This window comes from Pseudoflavitalea rhizosphaerae (assembly GCF_003991355.1).
In the GTDB taxonomy this organism is placed as follows: Bacteria; Bacteroidota; Bacteroidia; order Chitinophagales; family Chitinophagaceae; genus Pseudobacter; species Pseudobacter rhizosphaerae.
In genome coordinates this window covers 63,219-79,693 of sequence record NZ_RCSU01000007.1, presented here as the reverse complement: position 1 = coordinate 79,693, position 16,475 = coordinate 63,219, and the positions used below count along the sequence as shown (strand labels likewise).

Here is a 16,475-nt window from a genome sequence, read left to right as displayed (position 1 = left end):
TCCACATGTAACTCATGTTGGAAAGGACCGCACGTTTCAACGTAGGGTCCTTTTTTTATTCAAAAAGAATGCCGGGGAATTAATAACAGTACATTTGTAGCGCTAACAAAAGAACATGCTATGGCAAAGACCATCATCATCACAGGAGCGAATGGAGGACTGGGATCCACGGTAGTAAAGAAATTTCTTTCGGCAAATTATCGCGTGATTGCAACCGGGCACAACAGCAAGTCCCGGTTTGTTACCGATCATCCCATGTATGAATACCACGCAGTGAACCTGGCCGATGAAACGGAAACCAGTGCATTCATAGATACAATGATCAGTAAGCACAAGAAGATCGATGGCGCATTGCTCCTGGCAGGAGGATTTACCATGGGGAATATCGATTCAACGGATGGCCAGGCCATCAAAGAAATGTTCTCGATCAATTTCGAAACAGCTTATTACGCGGCAAGGCCACTCTTCAATCATATGATGCAGCAGGGTTATGGCCGCATTGTGCTGATCGGCTCCAAACCTGCACTCAATGCCGCTGCCGGGAAGAATGTACTGGCCTATGCCATCACCAAGAATATGCTTTTCAAACTGGCTGAGCTTCTCAATGAAACCGCCAAAGGGATTAATGTGGTTACTTCCGTTGTGGCCCCTGGCACCATCGATACAGCCGCCAATCGGAAAGACATGCCTGATGCCGATACCAGCAAATGGGTGAAGCCGGAGCAAATAGCCGACCTGCTGGATTTCATCTGCTCTGAAAAAGGCGATGCCATCCGTGAGCCGGTTTATAAGATGTATAATAACGCATAGGATCAACCGATCATCAATACACTATTCCATCCCGAAACACCATCGGGCTCCCGGTGCATATTCTCGATGTCTTCCATCCACATCCTGTCGTCGATAAAGAATTTGTAATGATACTTCCCCTCGGGCAGCATCGGGATTTCGATATACCATTGCCCTTTCTTGTCGGGCTTCAGCAGTAGTTTATCATGTTCCCAGTGATTGAAACTGCCGCAGAGTGCAATATGGTCGGCGCAACTGTTGTGCACCACAAAACGGATGGTCTTTTTCCGCTTGTTCACGTAAGGATATTCATGCGTTTTCATGATCGCTCCATTTTAGGTTTGCAGAAAACAATTCCTAAGCAATCAATCGTTGGTCCATACAGACGGATAGCCTACACTGAATGACGGTATGTATTTGGGAGGACGTAAAAGTTACGACAATACTCCTGGATTTCCGTAACGGAACCGGATTAAATTATCGTAACCAGGGAAGAAAGTAAGGGTACGGATGTATGCGTATTCAAACAAATGACGGATTAACGGGCAGGCGCTACAGTCATTACAGGTATCCTGCTTTCATTGAAGAGGAGGCGGGCAAAAAGCCTGTTCACAAACCCGCTCAGCAGCATTTCCTTACCGGGATTCACGACTATCAGGTCTGCATTGATCTGACGGGCATATTCCAATGTTGTATCCGCAATATTGCCACCATGAACGGTATGACATTCCACCGTCAGGTTAGTGTTCTCGCGCAACAACTGGTAAGTCTTATAGAGGTATACTTTGTTCACTGCATTGTCTTCCTCGCCGGGCTCACTTAATGCAATCAGGTGGATCCTTGCATTGAAATGCCTGGCCAGGTAACTGGCAAACATCACTTTTCTTAATGGAAGATGTGCATCCACCGGCAGCACGATATTTTTGATTGCTTCCAGTCTTGCCGTTCCCTTAACGGTCAGGACCGGGCAGCCTGTCTTTTTGGAGATCCTGTTGATATTGAAAGATCTTGAAAACCGCATGGGAAGAATACTTCGCGGTTTCTCTACGATAATGAGGTCTATTGCGTGCTGTAAAGCGTAAGAAGTAACATGTAGTTCCCTGCTGCCCCTGCGCATGGCCGTTATGAGCTGCAGGCCCTCTTCCAGTTGCGGGAAGAATTCTGCTTTGAGTTCCATCATCTGTACTTCGTAATCGGCCAGCTCACCTTCCGTGAGCGCCTGAACCAGATGTTTCTCAGCATCGGCCATACTATTATGTTCCACATGCACCAGGTGCAGATCACACCTGAAGTGATTGGCTATCATTACTGCCTGACTGATCACCCGGCTGGTCTGTTTACTGAATTCAACAGGCACCAGGATATTATTGAACAGCTTATTCATGCTATCGGACTTCCGCTTTAAATAAAGCTATGCTTAAGTAATTAAAACCCAGTTAAGCACATATTAAAAGCCTATTAAAGTAAGACGCAGTAAGGGTTTCACCCTAATGAGGACGAAGACTGTCAAGTGATTTTTGCAGTTTTGCAAGCTGTTTTTCCAGGACAATATTTACAGAGAGGATGGAATCGTTTTGGAGCACCAAACGTTTATTCTTTGATGCAAGCTCAACGTTCTTTTTTTTGAGCATTGCGCCAGCTACCAGCAGAGCGATAATACAACAAAGAGGGATCCAATGAATTAGCGATCGGTAGTTCATACCATTTTATAAGTCGCCAAATTTGATCTAAACCCCTTAAACGTGCATTAATCCAGCATTAAAAAGGAATTAAATCAGCGTGAGAAAGCTTTGATACTGGGTAAAACGATGGTAAAGACAGTGCCGGCAACAATATCACTCTGCACATTGATGGCTCCTTTATGCAATCCGATGATTCTTTTGGCCAGCGCAAGCCCCAGCCCGAATCCCTTTGTTCGTGTAGCGGCAGAACTTGTACGGTAAAATGGCTGGAAGATATGCTCGATCTCTTCTTCAGCAATCACATCACCCTGGTTCTTCACACGTATGATGATCTGTCCGCTCTGAAAACTGAGATCAACCCATGAAGTATGGTCCTGCGAATACTTACATCCATTCTCCACAAAATTCTTGATAGCGCTGTACAGCAGGTCGTTGTTGCCGAATACCAGGAACTCCCTGTCGTCTTCCGGAATATCTTCAAAATGCAATTCCACCTTATAATCCGGACTGATCTTTTGCACATCACCCATCACTTTGAACATCACTTCATCGATGCGCACTTCCACCAGTTCAATGGTGCCCTGGGAGCCTGTCTTTGCAATCTCCAGCAGGCTTTTGGTGAGTTGTTGCATCTGCTTTACATCTTCGCGGATACTCAGCATAACCTGCTTGTATTCTTCGATATTGCGGTCTTTGTGCAGGGTAACTTCCAGCTGACTGGAGATGGAAGTGAGCGGTGTGCTCAGTTCATGCGACGCATTGGAGATGAACCTTCGTTGGATCATGAAAGATTCCTGCAAGCGGTTCAGCAGTTCATTGAAAGTATTGGCCAGTTGATGAAGCTCATCCTGGCCGCTGCCGGCTTCCAGCCTGTGGGAAAGGTTTTGCAAAGAAATATCTTTTACTTCCTGTATGATCATGGATAGGGGCCTGACCAGCTGTACGGAGAATACCCAGCCTCCGATCAGCGCAATGGCAATCCCGATCAGGAGTCCGAGAAAGAGGATATGCCGCAGTTGCACCAGTCTTGCCCATCCGTCTTCATCATAAGCCGCCACTACCACCACAAGCCGGTTACGGGCATCGGTGTGATGAAAGGCAATGGCTTCGCGGCCTTTGACTTTGAAATAGACCTCTTCTTCAACGCGTGATCTTTCCAGGATGGTACGGTCAACCGGCGGAGCGGTTTCACCTTTGGCATTGAAAACATAGAGTGGGTTATCCAGGTAATCGAAGATCACTACACTCTTGCGGGGCAATGTGCTTACAGAGCCTGAATCTATCTGCGTGAGTAATTTGATACTGCTGTCCCCGAAGATGGAATAGATCTGTGCATTGTTATTGGCGCGGCCTTTCAGCCGTCTCGTAAATGCTTCGGCGCGGTCGCTTGAAGTAAAGTAATAAACACTCACACTGCTTAATAACATGATGGCAGTAGCCAGTAATGCAAAGAGGGCGGTTATTTTATACTTGATCTTCAATCAGCAATCAGGAATTTTCTTTCAGGATATAACCCATGCCTACCTGTGTATGGATGAGTTTTGAATCGAAATCCCTGTCGAGTTTCTTGCGCAGGAAATTCACATACACATCAATTACATTGGTTTTGGTATCAAAGTCAATATCCCACACATTGAGTGCGATGTCTGCGCGGCTCACCACGCGGTTCTTATTGCGGACCAGGTATTCCAGCAATTGAAATTCTTTGGCTGTGAGGGAGATGGGCCTTTCTGCGCGCGTCACTTCCTTACTGTCGAGGTTCATTACCAGGTCGGCCACTTTGAGCATATTCCCTGAGGGAACGTTCTGGTAGATGCGTTTGAGGAGAGCGCGGATGCGAACGAGCAGTTCTTTGAAATCGAAGGGTTTTACGATATAATCATCGGCGCCGGCATCGAAGCCTTCGATCTTATCATCTGTGGCGCTGAGGGCGGTAAGCATTACTACCGGGATCCTTTCATCGCGTTTGCGGATCTCCTTGCAAAGTTCGTAACCGTTCATCCCCGGCAGGTTGATGTCCAGGATCACGAGATCGAACTTATAGGTTTCCACCATCTTTTTACCGATCAATCCATCGTAGGCAACTTCCACATGGTATTGTTGCTCCATCAGGCCTTTTCTGAGAGCTTCTGCTATCTTCTTTTCGTCTTCTACGAGCAAGATTTTGACTTCATCCATATTCATAGTTATGACTTATGCCGGCAAAAATCAGAAATAAACAGGCTTATATACAGCCGGAGCTGTAAATATCGTATTAAAAGTGAATTAAAACACAGATAATTGCCCCGGGAAGATGGGGAATTGAGAGGGGCTGGCCGGGATAGGAGGCCTGCAGCAAGAAGAAAAAAAATGTACATAGAGATGTACATGCGGTCGTACAGACAGAAATAGCAATCAGTAGGGTAACAGATCGGAATGGCTTTTCATAAGAGAATTGACCGTGCCGCATCCATACGGCCGGGAGGTTCATTGCCGGATAGTGTCACTCAATCAAGCTCATTGTACGGAGGCTTCTATCGGTTCTTAAAAGTCTGGGGTTGTTGGTTTTTGTGGTTTTTCAATAATTATTTTCACTATCAGAAACTTAACCAGAAAAAGGAAATAAACTTGCTCATCATTGAAGAGCTACTCATGTGATTACGTGTGGAGCTGCTAAATACCCATTGGTTGTGTGGTGATACCTGAAGGGACTGTTCTATAAAGTTAGAAAAAAATCCATTTCAGCCAATCAGCCGGACCAATTTTATTTACGGTTAAGCGATGCCGCTATTTTACTACAAGCATTTTAAAACAATAGTGTTTACTTCATCCTCATAAGCTCTGAAACCCCTTCTTTTTTACACTGCCGGGAGAGATCCCGTGATGCTTTTTAAATATATCGATAAAGTTGCTCACCTTCTCATATCCCAACATCACAGCAGCTTCATTCACAGTCAATGGTTTTTCCATCAACAGGTTCTTGGCCAGTTGCATTTTTTTATCGAGATAATATTCATAAACACTCTTGCCGAAAATATTCTTGAAGTGACGCTTTAAAGTAGACTCGCTAAGAGCCACCTGTTGCGCAATGGCATTGAGATTGGGAAGTGTTTTTTGCAAATGCGCTTTTAAGATGGCTTCCGCTTCCATGATCTTTTCAAAGTGAACATCCTGCGTGGCAGGAATTCCCTGCACCCGGTGACGCAATGCATGCAACAGAAAGCTATTGATCAGCTTGATAGTGATGGTCCTGATCAATTGCGGATCACTTCCCTGGTTTATCGCCGCCTCGAACAAAGCATTCACTGTAACATTATCTGTGGCAGTAGCAGGTTCTATCAATACCAATGGTTTATTATCAACGCTCAGTTTTTCCCAGAGTGACTCCAATGGAAGGTTCGCTTTCTGGAACTGTTGCGCCAGCCAGAAGGCAGATACATTCACATCGATCCATTGTGCAGGGAAATGTGGCGTGATCTCCAGGTCCATCGGCACACTGTCTGCAATCAACAGGGTACTGCGAGTGTTGGGTCTGGAATATTGGCGATGCGCGCCAATCTGTTGCCAGGTACAATGTTCAGGCGTAAGAATAAAAATGATGGTATAGTTTTTATCAGCCCCTTCCGTTCCGGGCTTATAAAACTCCACCGGCTGATGGAACAGCAGGTTCCATGCACGAAGCGAAAAGGCCGGCTCAGGTTGCCATCTTTGCACGATACCACGGGCCAGGCGACCGGAAACCCTCAACAGGTCCTCGCCTACCACCTCTCCATTCATTTCGTGGCTCAATTGTTTAAACTCATGATCGAGGTCAATCGCAGGAAATTTGATTCGATAGTTTCTCATACTGGTTCGGGTTGACATTGGCATTTTTTTTATTGCATACATACCCTATTGCTGACAGTTAGTATCAAATAATTGATACTTATCAACAACATGTTCGGCAACATCAGACTTACTGATTGGCTACTATCAGGATAAACCAGAGTGAATAACTAAGGATGAAGGTTTGGGTGGAGAGTTAACGATTATACCAGATCGTTAGCTCTAAAATTAGATAAACTTTTTCGTCATGCAACTACTTGTTGATCTTTCTCAATATTTATTTCGACTAAATAGAAACCCTAAGTGTTTATTGAACTTATACGGGTATTTTATGAATCCTTACAGGCATCTCACAACGATACTCGTGATTAATTTTAACCGCAGAAATGATCACCGGTTATTTCTTGTTCATTATCCAATTCCTTAGAAAGAACCAATAGCAACAACTCCATCCATTCAATATCCATGACTCTCTGCATGTCCCTTCAATTAAGTAACAAGTAAGCGACATCATTGTACTATTCTGTTTGCAACTTTTTTTTCGAAAGAAAGAATTCGCTTGCATCTGCACAGGTCTCAACCTATGCAACAGCTACTTTATTGCCCGAACGGCAGAGACGAAAAATCCGTATTGCAAGGCTCTGACAGTATTCGCCTTTTAAAGACAATCCTGTCAATCACCAAATTAGCTTCTATGAAACTTTTTTACACAGTAATGTTTGTTGTTCCGTTCCTTACCATTGATCCAATTCATGCCCAACAAACATTTTCACGTACCCAGCTAAATGCCAATGGCATCCCTGAACTCAGCTCTTCCAAACATCAGTTACCTGCATCCGCCAACGCCAACTGGTATGCACAGATAACGGATCACATTCAGCAACTTGAAAACAAATTCTATCCATCCACTCAACAAAATCATTTCCGCGTTGCCAACTCCGCCAACCGCCTGGCATTTGATATTTCCCCCAAAGGCTACACCGTTCAACAGGTGCAGGAGCAATACCAGGAGGTTGGTTGGATAATGCGCTTCAATATTCTCGGCGCCTACAGAAAAAAATCTTTCTGGACCCCAGGGTCTTACTGTACGCCGCACACAGACAAAGACATGCTCCGCTACTCCTATAATAATATAGAAGTACAATACACCAACAACAACGCAGGGCTTCGTCAGAATTTTATCATTCAGCAAAAGCCATCAGGCAAAGGAAAAATTAAAATTCGCATAGCCATCAACGGTAATCTGGAACCGGTATTGCAAAATAACCGGCTGGAGTTCCAGACAAAAGATAGTCTGCAACAAACCGTATTCCTGTATGAAGATCTCAAAGTATGGGACAATCAGTACAAGCCGCTCCCGGCTACCATGCAACTGAAAGGCAATATCCTTACGCTGGAAGTGGATGACAGCGGCGCAGAATATCCTGTTACCATTGATCCCATCAATAAGGCAGCCGACTGGAAAACCAATACCAACGGGCTTCTCGCAGGACTTGGCCTTACCGGCCCCCAGATCCTCAGCTCATTGTACGGCTACGCTGTTTGTGGTGTAGGCGATGTAAACAACGATGGTTACGGAGATGTGGCTGTATCCGCACCCGGACTGATCGGTGTGCTCAATGGTAATTCCCTGGCAAGCGTTGGCGCAGTGTTCGTGTACTACGGAACACCTACAGGTCTGGCCGAAACGCCTGCAAAAACTTTACAACCAAATACTGCCGTTGCCGGAGCCCTCTTCGGCCTGAGCATCGATGCAGGAGATGTAACAGGCGATGGCATCAACGATATTGTTGTTGGCGCACCGCTGGACCACCTGGAACTCTCGCTGGGCTTACTCGGTAATATCGATGGAACTGTTGGAAAAGTATATGTGTTTCCCGGCGGCAACCAGGCAGCAACCAATCCCACCAATTTCCTCACACTGAATATGAATACCAGTCATGTTACCGGTATCAGCATCAAAACAAATGCACTCTTCGGATTTTCAGTGGCCGTAACGGAAGATCTGAACAATGATGGGAAACAAGACATCATCGTAGGCACTCCCGCTTTTGTGAAAGTGGATCTCATTTTGCTTTCCACTACTACCGGCGGGGCTTTCGTTTTCCTTACCGATAAGAACAGTAACAATTTTTCCAGCATCGTGCAACTGGACCCACCCAGTTTCAACCTGCTGGGCATCCTCAACGTTCCGTTACTGAGCGGCATCAGCGGACTGATGTTCGGATTCAGCGTGGACGGCGTGGGCGATTTCAATAACGATGGCGCTCCGGATGTGGTTGTAGGCGCTCCTGCCGGCGTGAACATCTCCAGCCTCACCAATATCCTGAATGGACAAATCCTGGGAGGAACTGCGTATGTGTATTATGGTAAGACAAACAAGACCGGTATCAACAGCAGCATCGGCACAAGGCTGGAAGCTTCCTCAACAGGCCTGCTCAGCAATGCAGCCAATTTCTTTGGCATGAAAGTAAAAGGCATGCGCGGTATCGATGGAAAAAGAAACGGAAATATCGTTGTGGGTGCACCGTTAGGTGGTCTGCTTGCAAATGCATTGTCTCTCAATATCAAAACCGGGAATGTACATCTGTTCAAACAAAAAGCTTCCGGTTTCACAGGGTCCCTGGTGAATGCAGACCAGGTACTGGAATCACCCAGGCCCTCCAGTCTCCTGCAGGGCTTGTTCAGCGGTACTTTGCAGCTCAGCCTGCTCTTCGGTACTGCAATAGACAATGCTTTTGACATGAACGGTGATGGCTATGCGGATATCGTAGTGGGCGAACCATTATCATCCGGTGTTAATCTTAGCCTGCTGCAGACCAATCTCGTGGGAGGGTCTACTTATGTCTACTACGGAAATGCGAACGGGACCTTCAACACCACACCAGGCTTTGAGGTGTCTGCAACCTATGGCGATGAGTTCCTCAGCGTGAATGCCACAGCGCTTTTCGGTTACAGCGTAACAGCAGTGCAGAAGATCACCGACCCAGCCAAGGCAGCCCTCACGGCCGGCAAAGCCGCTCCGCTGAGCTCCGTACCTAACGGTTCTTCCAGGCTGGTGATCGGTTCTCCGCTCAGTGCGCTGGACTTCAGCAGCAGCCTGCTCAACCTCAACAGTACACTGGGAACCACTCTGGACTTCGCTGCCGGCAGCAATGGACTGGGCAAGGCATACAGCTTCGATCCACTATCAACAACACTTCCCGTTTCCATCGTTTCAATTAAAGCTGCGTTAAAAAACACAGCCGTGGAAGTTAGCTGGGAAGTGCGCGAAGAACTTAACCTGAATTTTTATGAAGTGGAAAAAAGTGCAGACGGAGCAAACTGGACGAATATCGGGATGGTGTTCCCCTGGGATAATCAGCAGGTGAGTAACAACTATCATTTCAACGATAAACAACCATTCGATGGAATGAACTTCTACCGCCTCAGGATCGTAGATAAAGATGGCAGTTTCAAATATTCCAATATCGTGGCAGCAAAAACCGGTGCACTGCCCAATAGCAGTATCAGCATCGCGCCAAATCCCGTGAAAGGCAATATCAGGGCAATTTTCAGCGGACTTCCGAAAGGCAGCTATGTAGCTGAGTTGAGGAATATTGCCGGACAATTGCACCTGATAAAAAATATCAATATCCAACAGACAGACCAGATCGAATTCTTTGAACGTGGCCATGCTGCGCCAGGTATTTACTGGTTGACTGTTTATGACAGGCATCATCAAAAGATTGGTACAAGCAGGGTCATTGTCCAATAGGTTTGTTACACTGTTATTCAAAAACTTCATTCCTCAGTTGGGTTTAGGGGGAATACGTTCAGGGTTCTATTCACACACAGGCAAAGGGTACAGTTCATCTGTACCCTTTTTGTTTTGTTCATAAAAATGTAATTTTGCCAATAACCTTTGTATGAAGATCGGGACCACCTGCTGAAACAACCCTTTGAAACCAACGAATTATCATGTAGTAAACAGATTGCTATGGAACTTAAAAAAGTAGAGAAAATCTCTAAAGCGCTGGCTGATCCCAACAGACTTCAAATACTGAAATCCCTCCACAAGAAGCAAAGTTGTCTGTATTGTTCAGATATTAACGAAATTATAGACCTTACGCAGCCCTCCATCTCCCATCACCTCAAACAACTCACTGAGGCAGAGCTGATCATCGCTGAAAAAGAAGGCCGGAATATGAAGTACAGCATGAACAATAAAGTGATCGACCAGTATGTACATTTCCTGCTAGCCCTCAAGGTTTAAAATTTTTTTTGAAAAAAATTATCGACATATCGAAATGTTTCGATAGGTTTGCAGTCCGATTCCATCCCAACCCCGGGATTTTTTTTAAAGTTAACACATCGAAGCATTTCGATACATCTATTTAAACTGAGAGTTATGAACCGCTTATTACCTACCAGACCTATCGATCACCGGCTCCGGACATCCTCCGCACCGGCACTGAAATCAACCCCGATTGCCACCAGCCTTTTACTCATACTGAGCCTTCCCCTGATGATCTTCCTGCACGCCTGTGCCAGTCGCGCCAATGAACCGGCGCCAGCTGCCAGCACTGCCATCGCTGCCGCCCCCGGCATTCCTGCAGATGCGCATGTAGTAACACCAGGAGAAGTGAAACAACTCCTCGAGATCACCGGCACCCTGGCCGCCAACCAGGAAGTGGCCATCTCCAGCGAGCTGACCAAAAAAGTAGTGAGCGTCCCCGTTAGAGAAGGAAATATTGTAGCCAAAGGCACATTGCTCTTCCAGTTGGATGATGCAGACCTCCAGGCACAACTGGAAAGACTCCGTCAACAGGAAAAACTCGCAGCCCTCAATGAAGGCCGCATGAAAGACCTGATTGCTCATGATGCTGCTTCACAGCAGGAATATGACCAGGCAGCTACCAACCTGGCCGTATTGAAAGCAGAGATCCGGGCTTTACAAACCACTATCGACAAAACACGTATCCGTGCCCCCTTTAGTGGAAGGATCGGAATCATCCGCACGTATCCCGGCGCGCTGGTTAGCCCCAGCGCTCCGCTCACTACCATTGTGGACGATGCACAATTGAAGGTGGAATTTTCTGTTCCCGAGAAATATGCCACATTGGTAACTCCCGGGAAAGCACAAACCTTTACAGTGGAAGGCGACAGCACCGAATACAAAGCAACAGTGATCTCCAAAGAATCCTTTGTTGATCAGTCTACCAGAACCCTGATGGTAAGGGCAATTGCGCCCAATCCGAAGAATAAACTGGTGGTAGGACAAAGCGCCAGGCTGGCCATTGCGTTGCGCACCTCGGCAGATGCGATGCAGATCCCAAGCCAAAGCCTGATGCCTTCTTCCCAGGGATATTCGGTTTTCCTCCTGAAAAGCGGGAAAGCAATTTTGGCCCCTGTGGTGGTAGGACAACGTGATGCCAACAATGTACAGATCACCAGTGGAATTCACATAGGCGACACCGTTATAGTCAGTAACCAGCTCCGCCTGAGCCCCAATGCCGATGTACGGATCGTGAACATCAAATAGTCCGCACTTCGCATCAAAGGTTTTTGTTTTTATCTCCGTCCCTTCGCAACAAAAATATTTTATCGCACAACAGCTAAACGGGCAGTGTATTTCACTGCACTGCCCTACTATTGACCATTTACAAATAAATATATGAGCGCCATTTCACAAATGAGCATCTCCAGGCCGGTACTGGCGGGGGTGATGTCAGTCCTTTTGATCTTATTTGGCATAGTGGGCTATACGTTCCTCGGTACACGTGAGTATCCTGTAACTGATTCGCCCATTGTAACCGTTACTACGGTGTATCCCGGCGCCAGCGCCGATATCATCGCCTCACAGGTGACCAAACCACTGGAAGAAGCCATTGCCGAAGCCAACGGTATCCGCGCCCTCTCTTCCGTGAGCCGCGAACAGGTGAGCATCATCACCGTGGAATTCAATATGAATGCCGATCTCGAAGCCGCAGCCAATGATGTGCGCGACAAGGTATCGAAATCGCGCCAGCAGTTGCCCACCGATATCGAGCCTACCATCGTGGAGAAAGCAGGCCCGCCGGACTTCCTCGTGTTCCTCACTGTGCAGAGTGATACTAAAAGTCTGGAAGACATTACAGACTTCGTAACCATCAATATCAAGGAACGCCTTCAATCCATTCCCGGTGTTCGGCTGGTAGATACCTATGCCGGCCGCAGACGCGCCATGCGCCTGAGAATGGACCCCGTTAAACTTTCATCCTATGGTCTTTCTCCCGCGGATATTCAGAATGCTTTGCAGCGCGAGAACGTAGACCTTCCCAGCGGACGGATCGAAGGGCAACAAACAGAAATGACCCTTCGCACACTCGGAAGACTGGTGACCGAAGAGGATTTCAATAACATGATCATCAGTGAAAAGAATGGAGCCATTGTTCGCTTCCGTGATGTAGGGCAGGCCATCATGAGCTCGCAGAACGAACGCACAGCGATGATCGTAGCGGAAGGACAACAAGCCCGCTATGGCGTAGGCACAGGTGTGCAGCCACAACGTGGCGCCAACTCCCTCGCCATCGTGGATGAGTTCAATAAACGATTTGATGATATCATCAAAACAGCTCCAAAGGATTACAATATCAGGCTGGGTAAAGATTTTACCGTGCCAGTAAAGAATTCACTTGATGAGGTGGAAGAAACTTTGATACTGGCTTTCGGCCTGGTTACCATCATCATCTTCATCTTCCTGCGCGACTGGCGCAGTACGCTGATCCCGCTGGTAGCGATCCCCGTATCCATCATCTCTGCCTTCTTCATCATGTACCTGGCGGATTACTCCATCAACGTACTCACCTTACTTGGGCTGGTGTTAGCCATTGGATTGGTGGTGGACGATGCCATTGTGGTACTTGAAAATATCTACTCGAAAGTGGAACAGGGGATGGGGCCTGTGGAAGCCGCACGGAAAGGATCAAGCGAAATTTACTTTGCCGTGATCTCCACCACTATTACCCTCGCCGCCGTGTTCCTGCCGATCATGTTCCTGGGTGGCATCACCGGTAAACTGTTCAAGGAGTTCGTGGTGGTAGTAGCCGGCTCTGTATTGATCTCCGCTTTTGTGGCACTGACCTTATCGCCTATGATGAGCGCTTATCTTTTGAAAGCCGGCGCACATCACAACTGGCTCTATCGTAAAACAGAACCTTTCTTCGTGAAGCTGAACAACGGATATGAGAACCTGCTGCGCGGATTCATGCGGTTCCGTTGGTTAGGATTTGTGTTGCTGCTGCTTTCTTTCGGCATTGCCTACCTGCTGGCGCCCAAACTTCCTTCCGAGCTCGCTCCACTGGAAGACCGCTCCCTGGTTGGATTAGCCGTGATTGCTCCGGAAGGAACTTCATTCGAGAGTATGGAAGAATCCATGAAGGAGATCAGCAACTATGTAGCCGATTCCATCCCTGACCTCAACAACAATGTGACCTATGCATCAGTAGCCGCCGGTAGCGGGAACCTCGTTCTACCTCCCAATAGTGGTTTCCAGTGGGTCTTCCTCGAAGACCCGCACAAAAGGAAGAGCGGCATGACGCAACAACAGGTATACGATAAACTGGTAGCTGCCAGTGGCCGCTTCAGGAACGTGATCGTGATCCCGATCCAGATCCCCACCATCGGAGGATTCGCTTCCAACCAACCGATCGAATATGTAGTGCAGGCGCCAGACCTGAAGAGCCTGATTGATGTGATGCCGAAACTTACCGGTGCTGCCTACAGCAGCAAGAAGCTATCGTTCGTGAATCCTGATTTCAAAGTGAACAGGCCGGAGATCAGTATTTCCATCGATCGTCAGCGTGCTGCACAGTTGGGTATCTCCACACAGGAGATCGGCCGAACACTGCAACTGGCGCTTAGTGGAAGACGTTATGGCTATTTCATTTACAATGATCGTCAATATGAAGTGATCGGGCAATTGGAAAGGTCCGAGCGGTCAACGCCTGAAAATCTCCGTTCACTTTTCCTGAAATCATCCAATGATGAAATGGTGCCGCTGGATAACCTGGTGAGCTTGAAAGAAGGGATCAGTCCTCCTGCCATCTATCGATACAACCAAAGCTACAGTGTTACCATCCAGGCTACACCTGCTCCGGGAGTTAGTATGGGCGAAGCTTTGGAAGAAATGGACCAGATCGCGAAAAACAATCTGCCAGCAGGTTTCAGAACTTCACTCGCTGGTCAGAGCCGCGATTACAAGGAGAGTAGTTCAAGTCTTGTATTTGCTTTCATCTTCGCCATCATCCTGATCTACCTGGTATTGGCAGCGCAGTTCGAGAGCCTGATCGATCCCTTCATCATCCTCCTCACTGTGCCGATGGCCGTCACCGGCGCACTGCTGAGCCTCTGGGTGAGCGATAGCTCCATCAATATCTTCAGCCAGATCGGAATGATCATGCTGATAGGGCTGATCACGAAGAACGGTATCCTGATTGTGGAATTCGCGAATCACCGGAAGCAGGAGGGATTGAGTGTGCGCGATGCCGTTATATCCGCTGCTGCGTCCCGCTTCAGGCCGATCCTGATGACCACACTCGCGATGATCTTCGGCGCCCTGCCTATTGCATTGAGCCTGGGTAATTCATCCGGCAGCCGTGCATCACTCGGTATTGTGGTAGTTGGTGGACTTGTTTTCGCCGGTGTACTCACACTCTTTGTGATCCCTGCGGTTTATAGTTTCTTCAGCCGCAAAACCAAACCCGTACAAAACAACACAAACGGGACAGCAGTTTCTCCTGTGGCTCCTACTCTTCAACACAACACAGTTTTATCATGAGATTACAATCCTTTCCCCGATATATATTCCTGTCTTTGCTGATTGCCGGTAGCTCCATTGCCGGCACGGCACAGCAGGCAAGAAGCCTCAGTCTGCAGGATGCAGTGCTGCTGGCATCGCAACATAACAGAACATTGAAAGCAAATGCCCTGGATATTTCCATTGCCGGTGAGCAGGTGCGGGTAGCGAAAAGCCTTTCGCTGCCTGCCGCCCAACTGGGAGCAGCATATACTCATTATTTCGCTTTGCCGGCTTTCTTTGGATTTGGCGAGAACGGCAGCAACAGCAAGATCCCTTATTCACGGATCGGTGGCCGCGATCAGTTCTCCGGAACATTAAGTGCAAGTTATCCCGTGTACAATCCGGTGGCAGCGCCATCCCGTCGTGCAGCACAGTTACAGGAGAATGTGAGCAGGGCGTACTACCGGCAATCCTCAATTGATGTGGCCGCCGATGTTCAGCAAACCTATCTCGGCATACTGGTACTGGCTGAGCGATTGAAACTGCAACACGAGAGCCTGCAACGTAATGAAAAGGCATTGGCCGATTCAAGATCATTGCTGGCACAGGGCCGCGGACTTCGCGTAGATACCCTGCGGGCTTATACCGCCGTTCAAAATTTGCAACCCGATATCCTTAAACTCAATTACGCCATAGAAGTAGGGAAACAACAACTCATCACCTTAATGGGGCTGGATTCGCTCGCGAGCATATCACTTACAGATTCGCTGGCAGTGAGTTCCCCTGAAGCCATTCCTGATGAGAACAGTTTATATGAAGAAGCGCTCCGCCAGCGACCGGACCTGCAGGCGCTCGTCCTGCAACAACAGGTGAGCGAACAACAGACATCACTGGCAAAAGCCGCAAGATTGCCGGTTGTTAGTATCGTTGGACAATACCAGATCCAAAGCCAGGCCCGCAAATTCGATTTCGCGAATGCTTACTGGCCTTCCGCATCTTTTGCAGGTGCACAGGTAGTACTGCCATTGTTTACAGGATTCAGCAACCAGGCAAAGATCAAACAAGCTGAACTGGCCCGGCAACAATCCGGCATCCGGATCACGGAAGCACAACAACTACTGAAGACCACAGTAAAACAAGTGATCGCCAACCTGAAAGAGACACATGACAGGATGCAGACACAACTGAAAGTAAAAGAGACCGCATTGCTGAGTTATGATATCGTAGCGTACAGGTATGCGAAAGGAGTAACCTCAAGATTGGAACTGACCGATGCAGAACTGGCTTTGACCACAGCACAATTGAATTATTTAGAAGCAGTATTTGAATACCTCAGTGCAGGGATCGAACTGGCAAGAACGAGAGGTAATGAAGGATTAGCGAAATAGAAGAGAAGGATCAGAACAGAAGTTTGTGTTCATATATGGTTGTGTCTCAGT

At 47.5% G+C, this 16,475-nt stretch carries 11 protein-coding genes; 6 read left to right on the top strand and 5 right to left on the bottom strand.

Features of this window, described 5'->3' with window-relative positions:
* Positions 1–120 precede the first annotated feature (120 nt).
* On the top strand, positions 121–810 hold the full coding sequence (locus tag D9Y29_RS13595) for an SDR family NAD(P)-dependent oxidoreductase (protein WP_127129013.1): 690 nt from the start codon (positions 121–123) through the stop codon (positions 808–810).
* A 2-nt stretch (positions 811–812) separates the two neighbouring features.
* Here D9Y29_RS13595 and D9Y29_RS13590 read toward each other — a convergent pair whose 3' ends face one another.
* The 5 genes from D9Y29_RS13590 to D9Y29_RS13570 form a co-directional block, all read right to left on the bottom strand.
* A complete protein-coding gene (locus D9Y29_RS13590) occupies positions 813–1,112 on the bottom strand; it encodes an early set domain-containing protein (protein ID WP_127129011.1) in 300 nt (99 codons plus the stop codon).
* A 215-nt stretch (positions 1,113–1,327) separates the two neighbouring features.
* Positions 1,328–2,173 carry a universal stress protein gene (locus D9Y29_RS13585; RefSeq protein ID WP_127129009.1) on the bottom strand — a complete coding sequence of 282 codons (846 nt, stop codon included), beginning with the start codon at positions 2,171–2,173 and terminating at the stop codon, positions 1,328–1,330.
* 390 nt (positions 2,174–2,563) lie between these two features.
* Positions 2,564–3,952 (bottom strand): sensor histidine kinase, encoded by a 1,389-nt coding sequence (locus tag D9Y29_RS13580; protein WP_127129007.1) that lies wholly within the window; start codon positions 3,950–3,952, stop codon positions 2,564–2,566.
* A gap of 7 nt (positions 3,953–3,959) precedes the next feature.
* A complete protein-coding gene (locus D9Y29_RS13575; protein WP_127129005.1) occupies positions 3,960–4,649 on the bottom strand; it encodes a response regulator transcription factor in 690 nt (229 codons plus the stop codon).
* Between the two features lie 633 nt (positions 4,650–5,282).
* Positions 5,283–6,296, bottom strand: a complete 1,014-nt coding sequence (locus D9Y29_RS13570) for a helix-turn-helix transcriptional regulator (RefSeq protein ID WP_164735402.1) — start codon at positions 6,294–6,296, stop codon at positions 5,283–5,285.
* A 673-nt stretch (positions 6,297–6,969) separates the two neighbouring features.
* Here D9Y29_RS13570 and D9Y29_RS13565 point away from each other — a divergent pair.
* The 5 genes from D9Y29_RS13565 to D9Y29_RS13545 all read left to right on the top strand — a co-directional run bounded on the left by D9Y29_RS13565 (position 6,970) and on the right by D9Y29_RS13545 (position 16,424).
* The gene (locus tag D9Y29_RS13565) at positions 6,970–10,032 is read left to right on the top strand and encodes an integrin alpha (protein ID WP_164735401.1); all 3,063 of its coding nucleotides are present in this window, start codon (positions 6,970–6,972) and stop codon (positions 10,030–10,032) included.
* Positions 10,033–10,254: 222 nt separating this feature from the next.
* Positions 10,255–10,530: an ArsR/SmtB family transcription factor gene (locus D9Y29_RS13560; RefSeq protein WP_127128999.1), complete on the top strand. Its 276-nt coding sequence runs from the start codon at positions 10,255–10,257 to the stop codon at positions 10,528–10,530.
* Between the two features lie 135 nt (positions 10,531–10,665).
* Positions 10,666–11,799, top strand: coding sequence for an efflux RND transporter periplasmic adaptor subunit (locus tag D9Y29_RS13555; RefSeq protein WP_127128997.1), 1,134 nt, complete (start codon positions 10,666–10,668; stop codon positions 11,797–11,799).
* 132 nt (positions 11,800–11,931) lie between these two features.
* On the top strand, positions 11,932–15,075 hold the full coding sequence (locus tag D9Y29_RS13550; protein ID WP_127128995.1) for an efflux RND transporter permease subunit: 3,144 nt from the start codon (positions 11,932–11,934) through the stop codon (positions 15,073–15,075).
* Positions 15,072–16,424: a TolC family protein gene (locus tag D9Y29_RS13545; protein WP_127128993.1), complete on the top strand. Its 1,353-nt coding sequence runs from the start codon at positions 15,072–15,074 to the stop codon at positions 16,422–16,424. Before D9Y29_RS13550 ends, D9Y29_RS13545 begins: the two co-directional genes overlap by 4 nt.
* The last annotated feature ends 51 nt before the right edge of the window (positions 16,425–16,475 follow it).